Genomic DNA, 13,758 nt, shown 5'->3' on the forward strand with positions numbered 1-13,758 from the left:
ACGCGGCCGGGCGGCGTCCGGGGTCGGTGGCCGTCGATAGGCTGACGACGTGGCATCCGTCGACGAGACCGCACCCGCGGCCCCCTCCCGAGAGGAGGCGGCCGACGAGGTCGCCGCTCTCACCATCCGCATCAACGAGGCACGCGACGCGTACTACGAGCGCGACACGGTGATCATCAGCGACGCCGAATACGACGAGCTGATGCGCCGCCTCGAGGCACTCGAGCGCCTGTACCCCGAGCTGCAGAGCCAGGACAGCCCGACGCTCACCGTGGGCGGCCGGGGCGAGACCACGCTCTTCGCCCCGGTCGAGCACGCCGAGCGCATGCTCAGCCTCGACAACGTCTTCTCCGCCGACGAACTCGCCGAGTGGGCGACGCGCGCGCGGGCCGCGGCCGGTCGCGACGTGCACTGGCTCTGCGAGCTGAAGATCGACGGACTCGCCCTCAACCTCCGCTACCGGCGGGGCCGCCTCGTCTCGGCGGCCACGCGCGGCGACGGCCGCGTCGGCGAGGACGTGACCGAGAACGTGCGGTTCGTCCCCGGCATCCCGATGCAGCTCGAGGGCACGGGGCATCCTGAGCTGGTCGAGGTCCGCGGCGAGGTCTTCTTCCCGACCGCGGCGTTCGATGCGCTGAACGCCCGGCAGGCCGAGACGGGCGAACGCGAATTCGCCAACCCGCGCAACGCGGCCAGCGGATCCCTGAGGCAGAAGGCCGAGGGCAAGAACGCGGCGCAGATCGAATTGATGCGCACCCGCCTCGGCGGGCTGCAGATGCTGGTGCACGGCATCGGCGCGTGGCCCGACCCCCCGGTGGCCGCGCAGTCCGAGGTGTACGGGCTGCTGGCCGAGTGGGGCCTGCCGACCTCCACGCGCTTCCGCGTCGTCGACTCGATCGAGGGCGTGCAGGAGTTCGTGGCGTACTACGGCGAGCACCGGCACTCCGTCGAGCACGAGATCGACGGCGTCGTGGTCAAAGTCGACGAGCTGGCGCTGCACGCCGAACTCGGGGCGACGAGCCGCGCGCCACGATGGGCGATCGCCTATAAGTACCCGCCCGAGCAGGTGAACACCACGCTCGTCGACATCGTCGTCAGCGTCGGCCGCACGGGCCGGGCCACCCCGTACGCCGTGATGGAGCCGGTGCGCGTCGCCGGGTCGGTCGTGCGGCAGGCCACCCTCCACAACCAGGAGGTCGTGAAGGCCAAGGGCGTGCTGATCGGCGACACGGTCGTGCTGCGCAAGGCCGGCGACGTGATCCCGGAGGTGCTGGGCCCGGTCGTCGAGCTGCGCGACGGCACCGAGCGCGAGTTCGTGATGCCCGCGGAATGCCCGGAGTGCGGCACGCCGCTCCGCCCCATGAAGGAGGGGGACATCGACCTGCGCTGCCCGAATGCACGCACGTGTCCCGCGCAGGTCCGCGGACGCGTCGAGCACATCGGGTCCCGCGGCGCGCTCGACATCGAGGCGCTCGGCGAGGTCTCCGCTGCGGCGCTCACCCAGCCGCGCGTCCCCGCCGAACCGCCCCTGCCCACCGAGGCCGGGCTGTTCGACCTCACCGTCGACGACCTCACGCCCATCGAGGTCGTCGTGCGCGACGCCGAGACCGGACTCGAGAAGCTCGACGCCGACGGGTCCGCGCGCGTCCGCGCCCCCTTCCGACGCAACCCCACGAGCGCCGAGCGCAAGGCGGGCCTCGACGGGCCCCAGCCGTCCGCATCCGCGATCAAGCTCATCGACGAGATCGCCAAGGCGAAGACCAAGCCGCTGTGGCGCATCCTCGTCTCGCTGAACATCCGTCACGTCGGCCCGGTGGCAGCCCGCGCGCTCGCCGACCACTTCGGCTCGCTCGAGGCGATCCGCGCAGCGAGCCGAGACGAGCTCGCCGAGGTCGAGGGAGTCGGGTCGATCATCGCCGACTCGCTCATCGACTGGTTCGAGGTCGACTGGCACCGCGAGATCGTCGACCGGTGGGCTGCCGCCGGAGTGCAGTTCGCCACGCCCGGCCACCCAGGGCCGGGCCGCGCCACGGACGGCGGCGGCGTGCTCGCGGGGCTCACCGTGGTCGCGACCGGGTCGCTCGAGGGATTCACCCGCGAAGGAGCGCAGGAGGCTATCATCGCGGCAGGGGGCAAGGCGGCGTCCAGCGTCTCGAAGAAGACCGATTTCGTCGCGGCTGGCCCGGGAGCCGGGTCGAAGCTCGCCAAGGCGGAGGAGCTCGGCATCCGGATCCTCGACGCCGCGCAGTTCGCGATCCTCGTGACGAAGGGGCCCGACGCGCTGGAGCAGTAGGGGAGCGGCGATGGCCGGCGGCGAGCGTGACATCCGGGACGACGAGTCGAAGGGTGCCACGCGCCGCGACTTCCTCCGCATCGGCGGCGTGGCCGGCGCCGCGGCCGTCGTGGCCGGCGGTGCGGCCGGCGCCGTAGGGGCGACCGCGGGACACTCCGCGGGTGTCGCCGACGGCGCCGCCGGCGTGGCCGCCCTGCCCGCCCCGCCCGCCTCGCGGGCCCGACCCGGCTTCGACCACCTCGTGGTGGTCATGGGCGAGAACCGGTCGTTCGACAACCTGCTGGGCTGGCTGTACGACGACGACACGCTTCCCGACGGCGCGAGCTTCGACGGGCTCGCCTTCGGCGACCACGCGAACACCGCCCCCGACGGCGAGGTGGTCCGCGCCCACGTGTACGCGGGCGCGACCGACGCCATCATGAGCCGCCCGCACCCCGACCCGGGCGAGGAGTTCCCGCACGTCAACACCCAGCTGTTCGGTACCGTCCGCCCGGAGTCGAACGCGACCGCGGCGCTCGACGACATGCAGGCGCCGTACAACGCGCCGGACCCGGGCACCACGCCCACGATGAGCGGATTCATCGCCGATTACGCCCACCACGTCGAACACGACGTGCACGCGGCGGGCCATCGCGACCTGCACCAGATCATGGGGTCGTTCTCGCCCGAGATGCTGCCGGTGCTCTCGACTCTCGCGAAGGGGTTCGCGGTCTACGACGCGTGGCACTGCGCCGTGCCCAGCCAGACGTTCTGCAACCGGTCGTTCTTCCACGCGTCGACCTCCCACGGGTTCGTCACCAACCACGGCGGCAAGAAGGGCTACCGCAAGTGGCTCGAGGCCAAGGCCGCCCCGACGATCTTCAACCGCCTCGAGGAGGCCGGGCTCGACTGGCGCATCTACTTCGACGACCTCCAGCTCATCTCGATGACCGGGTTCATCCACGCGCCCGCGCTCGAGCAGTTCTGGCGCACCGACCACTTCGCGCCGATGTCCCAGTTCTGGACCGATGTCGAGCAGGGGAAGCTGCCGCCGTACGCGTTCGTCGAACCGCGCATGATCTACGACCACAACGACTTCCACCCGCCCGTGGGCCCGCTACGCGAATCCGAGGTCGACGGCCGGGAGGTCACCGACAGCGCCGTCTCCGACGTCCGGGCGGGCGAGCTGCTGATCCACCGGATCTACACCGCCATCCGGGCCAGCGCGACCGAGGGCGGATCGAACGCGATGAACACCATGCTGCTCATCACCTTCGACGAGCACGGCGGCACCTACGACCACGCGCCGCCGCCGACGGCGACGCCCCCGCACGCCGACGCGAAGCCGGGCGAGATGGGGTTCGCCTTCGACCGGCTCGGATGCCGCGTCCCGACGATCGCGATCTCGGCGTACACCGCGGCCGGCGGGGTCATCCACGACCCCATGCACCACGGTTCGGTGATCGCCACCCTCTGCGCCGCGCACGGCCTGGATCCGCTCACCGACCGCGACGACGGCGCCCCGACGATCACCAACGCGATCACCCTCGACGAGCCGCGGCATCCGCTCACCTGGCCCGAGACCACCCCGCAGTACCTGCCGCCGAACCCCGAGGCGGCGACGCCGCACCCGGGGTCCGAGCACCGGACCGCGCCGCTCAGCCCGCCGGCGCGGGGCCTGCTCGGGATGCTCGTCGCGAAGTACGGCGACGGGAGCGAACCCGAGCCACAGACCTACGGGGAGGCGTACGACCTCCTGCAGAAGCACGGCACCGGGCTGTTCGGCGCTCCTCGATAGAATCGCGGGGACCCCTTCCCCACACGACGGAGCAGCATGTCTGAAATCAGCGCCGAGCAGGTCGCGCACCTCGCGAACCTCGCACGCATCGCGCTCACCGACGAAGAGATCGACCACCTCACCGCCGAGCTCGGCCAGATCATGCAGGCGGTCGAGAAGGTGAGCGAGGTCGCCACGCCCGACGTGCCGCCGACCAGCCACCCGATCCCGCTGCACCCGCCGCTCCGGGTCGACGAGGTGGGCGACGTGCTCACCGTCGACGAGGCCCTCGAGGGTGCTCCCGAGCACGACGGCTCGCGCTTCGTGGTCTCGGCGATCCTGGGGGAGGAGCAGTGAGCGACCTGATCCGCCTGAGCGCGGCCGAGCTCGGCGAGCGCCTCGCGGCCCGCGAGGTCACCTCCGTCGAGGCGACCCGGGCCCACCTCGACCGCATCGCCGCCGTCGACGGCGCCGTCCACGCGTTCCTCCACGTCGACGCCGAGCGCGCGCTCGACACCGCCGCCGAGATCGACCGGCGCCGGCACATCGGCGAGGAGCTCGGCCCGCTCGCGGGCGTGCCGATCGCGATCAAGGACGTGCTCGTGACCAAGGGCATGCCGACCACCTCGGGGTCGCGCATCCTCGAGGGCTGGGTGCCGCCCTACGACGCCACCCCGGTCCGCAAGGTGCGCGACGCGGGCATGGTGCCGCTCGGTAAGACCAACATGGACGAGTTCGCGATGGGGTCGTCGACCGAGCACTCGGCGTACGGCGCGACGCACAACCCGTGGGACCTCGACCGCATCCCCGGCGGATCGGGCGGCGGTTCCGCGGCATCCGTCGCCGCGTTCGAGGCGCCGCTCGCACTCGGCAGCGACACGGGCGGCTCGATCCGTCAACCCGCGCACGTCACCGGCACCGTCGGGGTCAAGCCGACGTACGGCGGCGTCAGCCGTTACGGTTCGATCGCCCTCGCGTCGTCGCTCGACCAGATCGGGCCCGTCAGCCGCACCGTGCTCGACTCGGCGCTGCTGCACGACGTGATCGCCGGCTTCGACCCGCACGACGCGACGTCGATCCCCGACCCGTGGCCGTCGATGGCCGAGGCGGTCAGGCGAGCGGATGTCTCGGGCCTGCGCATCGGCGTGGTGAAGGAGCTCGACTCCGACGGGTTCCAGGCGGGCGTCCGCCAGCGCTTCCACGAGGCGCTCGAGCTCCTCGAGCAGCACGGCGCCGAGATCGTCGAGGTGAGCGCGCCGAACTTCGAGTACTCGATCGCCGCGTACTACCTGATCCTCCCGGCGGAGGCCTCGTCGAACCTCGCCAAGTTCGACTCGGTGCGCTTCGGCCTGCGGGTCACGCCCGAGGGCGGCGGCACGGTCGAGCAGGTGATGTCCGCGACGCGCGAGGCCGGGTTCGGCCCCGAGGTGAAGCGCCGCATCATCCTCGGCACCTACGCCCTGTCGGCCGGCTACTACGACGCGTACTACGGCAGCGCCCAGAAGGTGCGCACCCTGGTGCAGCGCGACTTCGACGCCGCGTTCGCGAAGGTCGACGTGCTCGCCACGCCGACCGCGCCGACCACCGCGTTCAAGCTCGGCGAAAAGCTCGACGACCCGCTGGCCATGTACCTGAACGACGTGGCGACGATCCCGGCGAACCTCGCGGGCGTGCCCGGCATCTCCGTGCCCGCGGGCCTCGCCCCGGAGGACGGGCTCCCGGTCGGCATCCAGTTCCTCGCGCCTGCGCGCGAGGACGCCCGCCTCTACAACGTCGGCGGCGCGCTCGAGGCGCTCCTGCTCGACCGCTGGGGCGGCCCGATCCTGGCACAGGCACCCGACCTGTCCACCCACGAACTCATGGCGACCGAGGAGGGCGTGGTCTGATGGCGCGCGCAGCACTGATGGACTTCGACGAGGCCCTCGAGCGCTTCGAGCCGGTCATCGGGCTCGAGGTGCACGTCGAGCTCAACACGAAGACGAAGATGTTCTCGCCCGCGCCGAACCCGGCGCACGCCGAGTTCCACGGCGCCGAGCCGAACACGCTCGTCGCGCCGGTCGACCTGGGCCTGCCCGGCTCCCTCCCGGTCGTGAACGGCAAGGCCGTGCGGTACTCGATCTCGCTGGGCCTCGCGCTCGGCTGCTCGATCGCCGAGTCGAGCCGGTTCGCCCGGAAGAACTACTTCTACCCCGACCTCGCGAAGAACTACCAGATCTCCCAGTACGACGAGCCGATCGCCTACGAGGGGTCCGTCGAGGTCGAGCTCGAGAACGGCCGGGTCTTCCAGGTCGCCATCGAGCGCGCCCACATGGAGGAGGACGCCGGCAAGCTCACGCACGTCGGCGGCGCCACGGGCCGCATCCAGGGCGCCGAGTACTCGCTCGTCGACTACAACCGCGCGGGCGTGCCGCTCGTCGAGATCGTCACGAAGCCGATCGTGGGGGCGGGGGCGGATGCTCCCGCGCTGGCGCGCGCGTACGTCGCCACGATCCGCGACATCGTGCTGGCGCTCGGCGTCTCCGAGGCCCGGATGGAGCGCGGCAACCTGCGCTGCGACGCGAACGTGTCGCTGCGCCCGCGCGGCCAGGAGCAGTTCGGCACGCGCACCGAGACGAAGAACGTGAACTCGATGCGCTCGATCGAGCGTGCGGTCCGCTACGAGATCCAGCGGCAGGCGGCGATCCTCGCCGACGGCGGCACGATCACGCAGGAGACTCGCCACTGGCACGAGGACACGGGCACGACGAGCCCCGGCCGTCCGAAGTCCGACGCCGACGACTACCGCTACTTCCCCGAGCCCGACCTGCTCCCGGTGGTGCCCGAGCCCGCCCTGATCGAGGAGCTGCGCGCCGCGCTGCCGGAACCGCCCGCCGCGCGTCGTCGTCGCCTCAAGGCCGAGTGGGGCTTCACCGACCTCGACTTCCAGGGCGTCGTGAACGCCGGCCTCCTCGCCGAGGTCGCTGCGACCGTGGCGGCGGGTGCCACGCCGGCAGCGGCCCGCAAGTGGTGGACCGGCGAGCTCACGCGCATCGCGAACGCCCGCGGCGAGGACCCGGCTGCGCTCGCCGAGCCGGCCCAGGTCGCCGAACTCGCGGCGCTCGTCGACGAGGGCGTCCTGACCGACCGGCTCGCCCGCCAAGTCCTCGAGGGCGTCATCGCGGGCGAGGGATCGCCGCGCGAGATCGTCGACGCCCGTGGCCTCGCGGTGGTCTCCGACGACGGAGCGCTCGTCGCCGCGATCGACCAGGCGCTCGCAGCGCAGCCGGACGTGCTCGCCAAGATCCGCGACGGCAAGGTGCAGGCCGCGGGCGCGGTCATCGGCGCGGTGATGAAGGCGATGCAGGGCAAGGCGGATGCCGCTCGCGTCCGCGAGCTCGTGCTCGAGCGCGCGAGCGGCGGCGAGGGCTAGGGCCTTCCGGTCGACGACGGATGCCGCGGCGCGGGCGTGTCCCGCCGCGGCATCCGTCGTCTCACGGGGCGGGCGCGACCGCCTCACAGCAGGATCATGGGCTCCCGGCCTATCGTCGGGAGACGACGAGAGTGAGGACACGATGGGCTTCTTGGACCGGCTCTTCGGCGCCGGCGACGACCGCGCCGCCCGACCCGCCCCGGCGGTGCCGCAGGCGCCGTACGGGCACGCCGCCTCGGCCCCGCAGCGGCCTCGGCCGAGCGAGGACGAGCTGGCGATCGAGCGCTACCGGTACCTGCTGCGGACCGCCCCGCCCGAGTCGATCGAGGCCGTGCACGCCGAGGCGTTCGCGAAGCTGACCCCGGAGCAGCGGCAGGAGGTCTACCGGGCGCTCGCCGACAGCGCGCCGCCCGGTGAGCGCGTGGTCTCCGACGAGCCGTCGGCCCTCGCACGGGCGGCGACCCGGGCGGAGCTCCGATCGCCGGGCACCGTGGAGCGGGCCTTCGCGGGCTCCTCGCCCGGCGGACAGGGCGCTCGCGGTCCGTCCTTCGGGTCGATGCTCGGCGCGTCGATGCTGGGCACCATCGCGGGCTTCGTCGTCGGGTCGGCGATCGCCCAGGCGTTCCTGCCCGATCCGTCGTTCGATCAGGCGGGCGCCGAGGGGGACCCCGGTGCCGGTGACGCCGGAGCGGGCGACGGCGGCGACGTCGGCTCGGCCGACGCGGGCGGCGACTGGGGCGGGTTCGGCGGTGGCGACTTCGGCGGCGGCGACTTCGGCGGGGACTTCGGCTTCTGATCACCGTCGCGGGCGCGTCGGCGGCGGGCGCTAGGGTCGCAGCATGAGCAAGCAGGACGGCTCGTCGCGGCAGGTCACCACCGGGCCCGTCGACGACTCGGCGACGCCGATCCTGCACGTCGACATGGATGCGTTCTTCGTGTCCGTCGAACTGCTCCGCCGACCGGAGCTGCGCGGCCGACCGGTGCTCGTCGGCGGCACGGCGGGCCGCGGGGTGGTCGCGGCCGCGAGCTACGAGGCGCGGCGGTACGGCGTGAACTCCGCGATGCCGATGTCGGTCGCCCTGCAGCGCTGCCCGAACGCGGTCGTGCTGCGTGGCGACTACGCCCGGTACGCCGAGTACTCCGAGCGGGTCATGACGATCTTCCGCGAGCTCACGCCGCTCGTCGAGCCGCTGTCGATCGACGAGGCGTTCCTCGACGTGTCGGGCGCGCGGCGTCTCCACGGCACGCCGGCCGAGATCGCCTGGACCATCCGCCGGCGCGTGCGCGAGGAGACGGGCCTCACCTGCTCGGTGGGCGTCGCCGCGAGCAAGTACGTCGCGAAGGTCGCGTCCAGTCGCGCCAAGCCCGACGGGATGCTCGTCGTGCCCGCCGCCGAGACGACCGCGTTCCTGCACCCCCTTCCCGTCTCCGCGCTGTGGGGCGTGGGTCGCGTGACCGAGCAGTCCCTCCTCAAGCTCGGCCTGCGCACGGTGGGCGACGTGGCCGAGATGCCCGTCGACGCCCTCGAGCGCGCCGTGGGTCCGGCGCTCGCCGCCCGCCTCACCCGGCTCGCGAACGGCGTCGACCCGCGCGACGTCGAGACCCGTCGCGTCGAGAAGAGCATCGGGCACGAGACGACCTTCCACCACGACCTCGTCGACCGCGACGAGATCGCCCGCGAGCTGCTGCGCCTGGCGACCGACGTCGGCGTGCGCCTCCGACGCGCCGAGATGGTCGCCCGCACGGTGATCCTCAAGTTGCGCTACGGCGATTTCACGACCGTCACCCGGTCGCGCACCCTCGCCGAGCCGACGGATGTCGCGCGGCGCATCTACGAGGAGGCGCTCGTGCCGCTCGCCGACCTGGTGGGCGACGGGCGCCGCGTGCGCCTGATCGGCGTCCGGGCCGAGCACCTGCGCCCGGCGGGCGGGGGAGCGCCGCTGTGGGATCCCGACGAGGAGTGGCGCGACGCGGAGCGCACCATCGACGAGGTCACGCGCAGGTTCGGTCGCGGTGCGGTGCGGCCCGCCGCCCTCGTGCGACGCGATGCGCCCGGGCCGCTCCCCACGGCCGGAGCCGGATGGGAGCGGGAGGAGACGGATCGTCCCGACGAACCGCTGCCGCCCGGAGCGCGTGCGTTCTCGTGACGACCCCGGCGCGCGGCATCCGTCAAGGCCTTTCGACGCCGACCGGGCCCGGGTAGCGTGACCGCATGGCTGATTTCGTGCTGGAACTCGCAGACAAGGTCGCCGGCGTCGGCGTCCGCACCTCCTACGCCGACAAGGTCCAGGTGGGCGGCACCGAGATCGTGCCCGTCGCGCTGGGCGCGTACGGCTTCGGCGGCGGTGCCGGGAAGGACGACGAGCAGGGCGAGGGCTCGGGCGGCGGTGGCGGCGGCTGGTCCGTGCCGCTCGGCGCGTACATCAGCCGCGGCGGCGACGTCCGGTTCGAGCCGAACGTGCTCGGGCTGCTCATCGTCGCCATCCCGCTCGTCGCGGCGACGGGCAAGGCGCTGAAGCTCGTCATCCGCGCACTGAAGCGGTAGGCGCCGGCGGCGCCCGCGCCGCGCTCGCCTCGGGCGGCGCGGCGTATACTCGTGGTCGAACACGGGAGTCCGGTGAGCCGGGCTGAGAGGAAGGTTCTCAACCTTCGACCGTCGAACCTGATCTGGGTCATGCCAGCGCAGGGAGGGCAGAGATTCTCATCTCCCGTGCCGCTTTCCACGAGACGAAAGGGCACGACAGTGCACGAGACATCCATCGGAACCGAGGCCGACGACCGCGCGAACGTCGCAACGGACGGCCGGGCGAACGGCACCACGGGCGGCAACGGCCGCCGGACCCGCTGGCGGGTGGTCGACATCGTCGTCGCGAGCGTCATCGGCGTCGCGACCGGCCTGGTCTTCCTCATCTGGAACAACGTCGGGTATGCGTGGTTCAGCGCCGCCGACGCGCTCACGCCGGGTCTCGGCGGCATCGCCGTCGGCATCTGGCTCATCGGCGGCGTGCTCGGCGGGCTCGTCATCCGCAAGCCCGGCGCGGCGCTCTACGTCGAACTGCTCGCGGCCATGGTCTCGGCGCTCATCGGCAACCAGTGGGGCATCGAGACGCTCTACTCCGGTCTCGCGCAGGGACTCGGCGCCGAGCTCGTCTTCCTCGCCGTCGGGTACCGCCGGTTCGGCGTGGTCACCGCGATGCTCGCCGGCGCCGCTGCGGGCGTCGGAGCCTGGCTGCTCGAGCTGTTCACCTCCGGCAACCTCCAGAAGTCCGCGGAGTTCCTGGCCCTGTACCTCGGCACGCTCGTCGTCTCCGGCGCGCTCCTCGCGGGCCTCCTCGGCTGGCTCGTCGTCCGCGCGCTCGCCGCAACCGGGGCACTCAACCGGTTCGGCGCCGGACGGGACGTCACGGGACGGGTCTGACGCGTGCACCACGCTGATGCCGTCGGTCCTGCCCGGGTGGATGCCGCCGGGTGGGGCTGGCGCCATGCGGGCCGCCGTCGACCGGCGCTCGACGGACTCGACCTCCGGATCCATCCGGGCGAACGCGTGCTGCTCCTTGGACCGTCCGGCTCGGGCAAGTCGACCCTGCTGCACGCGCTCGCGGGCGTCCTCGGCGGCGACGACGAGGGCGAGCAGTGGGGCGAGCTGCGCGTCGATGGGCGTCCGGCACCCGACGCACGCGGCCGGGCGGGGCTCGTGCTGCAGGATCCCGATTCCCAGGTGATCCTCGCCCGCGTCGGCGACGACGTCGCGTTCGGGTGCGAGAACCTCGGCGTTCCGCGCGACGAGATCTGGCGGCGCGTGGCGGATGCGCTCGAGGCGGTCGGGCTCGAGCTCCCGCTCGACCACCCGACGTCGCGGCTGTCCGGCGGGCAGAAGCAGCGGCTGGCGCTGGCCGGCGCCCTCGCGATGCGCCCGGGCCTGCTGCTGCTCGACGAGCCCACCGCGAACCTCGACCCGCAGGGCGTCGCCGAGGTGCGCGAGGCGGTCGGGCGCGTCCTCGACCGCACGGGAGCCACGCTCGTCGTCGTGGAGCACCGCGTCGAGGTCTGGCTCGGCCTGATCGATCGTGTGGTCGTCCTCGACCGCGAGGGGCGGACGATCGCGGACGGCGACCCCGGTGAGGTCCTCGAGGCGCGGGGGGCCGAGCTCGCGGCGGCGGGCGTGTGGGTCCCCGGCATCCCTCTCGAGGTACCCGAGTCGACGGATGCCGCGGCCGGTGCCACGGCCCCGATCCTCTCCGCGGACGAACTGGCCATCGGCCGCCCGCGCACGCCGGTGCTCCACACCGGACTCCGGTTCGGCCTGCCTGCGGGCTCCTCGACGGTCCTCACCGGACCGAACGGCGTCGGCAAGTCGACGCTCGCGCTGACGATGGGCGGCCTCCTCGCGCCGCGCGGGGGAACCGTCACCGCCGCGCCCCGGCTCGCCCGCAGCCTGGGCGGGGCCCCGGTGCGCTGGCGCTCACGCGACCTCCTGACACGGATAGGCACGGTCTTCCAGGAGCCCGAGCACCAGTTCGTCGCGGCGACCGTGCGCGACGAGCTCGCCGTGGGGCTCCGCGCGCTGGGGCTGCCGGACGCGGAGGCCCGAGCGCGCGTCGACGAGGTCATGCAGCGGCTCCGCCTCGACCATCTCGCGGCGGCCAATCCGTTCACGCTCTCCGGCGGCGAGGCACGGCGGCTCTCGGTCGGCGCGGTGCTCGCCACGAGGCCGGACGTCATCATCCTCGATGAGCCCACCTTCGGGCAGGACCGGTTGGGCTGGGTCGAACTGGTCCGTCTGCTGCACGAGCTGGTCGAGGGTGGCACCACGCTCCTGTCGGTCACCCACGACGCCGCGTTCCGGGCCGCGCTCGGCACGCACCGCGTCGACCTCCTGCCGGCGCGGCAGCCCGTCGGGAGCCGGCGATGAGCGCGCTCGAGGAGGCACCCGCCCGGCCCGTGCCCAGGCTGCGGTTCATCGACCGGACCAACCCGGCGACGCGCCTCGCCGCGGCGATGGTGCTCACCACGCCGCTGCTCGTGACGGTGGACTGGGTGAGTGCGGCGATCGCGCTCCTCATCGAGATCGTGCTGTTCGCCGCGGCCGGCGTCACGCCGGCCGTGCTCCTGCGGCGCACGTGGCCGATCCTGCTCGCCGCGCCCGTGGCGGGAGTCAGCATGCTGCTGTACGGACGACCCACGGGAACGGTCTACTGGGAGTTCTGGCTGGCCCGGATCTCCGACGGATCCATCGAACTGGCGATCGCCGTGTCGGTCCGCGTCCTGGCGATCGGCCTGCCCGCCGCGCTCCTGTTCCTCCGCGTCGACCCGACCGACCTCGCCGACGGGCTCGCGCAGGTCTGGCGGCTGCCGGCGCGGTTCGTGCTCGGCGCGCTCGCCGCGACCCGGCTGGTCGGCCTGTTCATCGACGACTGGCGGGCGATGGCGCTCTCGCGGCGGGCCCGCGGCATCGGCGACCACGGAGCCGTCCGCCGCGCGGCCACCATGGCGTTCGCCCTGCTCGTCCTCGCCATCCGTCGGGGGTCCAAGCTCGCCACGGCCATGGAGGCGCGGGGCTTCGGTGCCGACCGTCCCCGCACGTGGGCGCGCCCGTCGCGCGTCGGCGCGCGTGACGTCCTGCTCGTCGGCATCGCCGCGACCATCGCGGCCACCGCGATCGCCGGCTCGATCTGGGCGGGTGCCTTCCACCCGGTGTGGACGTGAGGGTCGCAGGGCCGACGATGTCGCTCCGTCCGGGCGTCGAGGCGGTGCGGCGCGCCACGGCCGGGGCGCGGCATCCGCTCGTGCTCGTCGACGGCCCGAGCGGCGCCGGCAAGACGACGTTCGCGGCCGCGCTCGTGCGAGCGTGGCCCGGCCGCCCGCCGCGCGTGGTGCGGGTCGACGAGGCGATCCCCGGATGGCGCGGGCTCCATCGCGGCGCCCTCGAGCTCGGCCGTTCCCTCGTGGCCCCGCACGCGCGGGGAGCCGCCGGCGTGGTGCACCGCTGGGACTGGCTCGAGGACCGGCCCGGCGTCGACCTGCGGATCCGGCCGGACGCCGCACTCATCATCGAGGGGTGCGGGGCGTTCGCGGCCGGCGGCGAGCGCAGCGGCGCCGTCCGGGTCTGGCTCGCCGCGCCGTACCCGACGCGGCGGCGCCGAGCGCTCGACCGCGACCTCGGCGCGTTCGACGCCCACTGGGACGCCTGGGAGGCGGACTGGTGCCGCCACCTGGGCCGGACGGGGCACCGCGCTGCGCAGCGCGCCCACGTGACCGTGCGGCTGGCCCCCTGAGCGCCGGGGCACCCGTCCACGCGCG

General features: G+C 73.4%; 12 protein-coding genes and 1 riboswitch. All 12 genes read left to right on the forward strand.

All coding sequences use genetic code 11. The annotated features are described in order from the left end of the window. Window positions 1-49: 49 nt before the first annotated feature. The 12 genes from ligA (at window position 50) to RH861_RS08305 (ending at window position 13,733) form a co-directional block, all read left to right on the forward strand. Window positions 50-2,293 carry an NAD-dependent DNA ligase LigA gene (ligA, locus tag RH861_RS08250; protein WP_310520604.1) on the forward strand — a complete coding sequence of 748 codons (2,244 nt, stop codon included), beginning with the start codon at window positions 50-52 and terminating at the stop codon, window positions 2,291-2,293. A gap of 10 nt (window positions 2,294-2,303) precedes the next feature. After that, window positions 2,304-4,070, forward strand: coding sequence for an alkaline phosphatase family protein (locus tag RH861_RS08255; protein WP_310520605.1), 1,767 nt, complete (start codon window positions 2,304-2,306; stop codon window positions 4,068-4,070). 36 nt (window positions 4,071-4,106) lie between these two features. After that, on the forward strand, window positions 4,107-4,406 hold the full coding sequence (gatC, locus tag RH861_RS08260; RefSeq protein ID WP_310520606.1) for an Asp-tRNA(Asn)/Glu-tRNA(Gln) amidotransferase subunit GatC: 300 nt from the start codon (window positions 4,107-4,109) through the stop codon (window positions 4,404-4,406). Then, complete coding sequence (gatA, locus tag RH861_RS08265) at window positions 4,403-5,935, forward strand: Asp-tRNA(Asn)/Glu-tRNA(Gln) amidotransferase subunit GatA (RefSeq protein WP_067950464.1); 1,533 nt, start codon at window positions 4,403-4,405, stop codon at window positions 5,933-5,935. Before gatC ends, gatA begins: the two co-directional genes overlap by 4 nt. Continuing rightward, window positions 5,935-7,458, forward strand: coding sequence for an Asp-tRNA(Asn)/Glu-tRNA(Gln) amidotransferase subunit GatB (gene gatB, locus RH861_RS08270; RefSeq protein WP_310520607.1), 1,524 nt, complete (start codon window positions 5,935-5,937; stop codon window positions 7,456-7,458). The genes gatA and gatB overlap by 1 nt, the downstream gene beginning before the upstream one ends. 142 nt (window positions 7,459-7,600) lie before the next feature. Then, on the forward strand, window positions 7,601-8,254 hold the full coding sequence (locus tag RH861_RS08275; RefSeq protein ID WP_310520608.1) for a flagellar biosynthesis protein FlhF: 654 nt from the start codon (window positions 7,601-7,603) through the stop codon (window positions 8,252-8,254). Between the two features lie 43 nt (window positions 8,255-8,297). After that, window positions 8,298-9,605: a DNA polymerase IV gene (locus tag RH861_RS08280; RefSeq protein ID WP_310520609.1), complete on the forward strand. Its 1,308-nt coding sequence runs from the start codon at window positions 8,298-8,300 to the stop codon at window positions 9,603-9,605. A gap of 65 nt (window positions 9,606-9,670) precedes the next feature. Next, a complete protein-coding gene (locus RH861_RS08285; RefSeq protein WP_310520610.1) occupies window positions 9,671-10,003 on the forward strand; it encodes a hypothetical protein in 333 nt (110 codons plus the stop codon). Between the two features lie 51 nt (window positions 10,004-10,054). Beyond that, window positions 10,055-10,164: riboswitch (TPP riboswitch) on the forward strand. Between the two features lie 37 nt (window positions 10,165-10,201). Continuing rightward, a complete protein-coding gene (locus tag RH861_RS08290; RefSeq protein ID WP_310520611.1) occupies window positions 10,202-10,876 on the forward strand; it encodes an ECF transporter S component in 675 nt (224 codons plus the stop codon). Window positions 10,877-10,879: 3 nt separating this feature from the next. After that, entirely contained in the window at window positions 10,880-12,370 is a 1,491-nt protein-coding gene (locus RH861_RS08295; RefSeq protein WP_310520612.1) for an ABC transporter ATP-binding protein, read from the forward strand. Continuing rightward, window positions 12,367-13,164: an energy-coupling factor transporter transmembrane component T family protein gene (locus tag RH861_RS08300; protein WP_310520613.1), complete on the forward strand. Its 798-nt coding sequence runs from the start codon at window positions 12,367-12,369 to the stop codon at window positions 13,162-13,164. Before RH861_RS08295 ends, RH861_RS08300 begins: the two co-directional genes overlap by 4 nt. A gap of 17 nt (window positions 13,165-13,181) precedes the next feature. Then, on the forward strand, window positions 13,182-13,733 hold the full coding sequence (locus RH861_RS08305) for a nucleoside/nucleotide kinase family protein (protein WP_310520614.1): 552 nt from the start codon (window positions 13,182-13,184) through the stop codon (window positions 13,731-13,733). Window positions 13,734-13,758: the final 25 nt, after the last annotated feature.

It is taken from the genome of Agromyces indicus, from assembly GCF_031432295.1.
In the GTDB taxonomy this organism is placed as follows: domain Bacteria; phylum Actinomycetota; class Actinomycetes; order Actinomycetales; family Microbacteriaceae; genus Agromyces; species Agromyces indicus.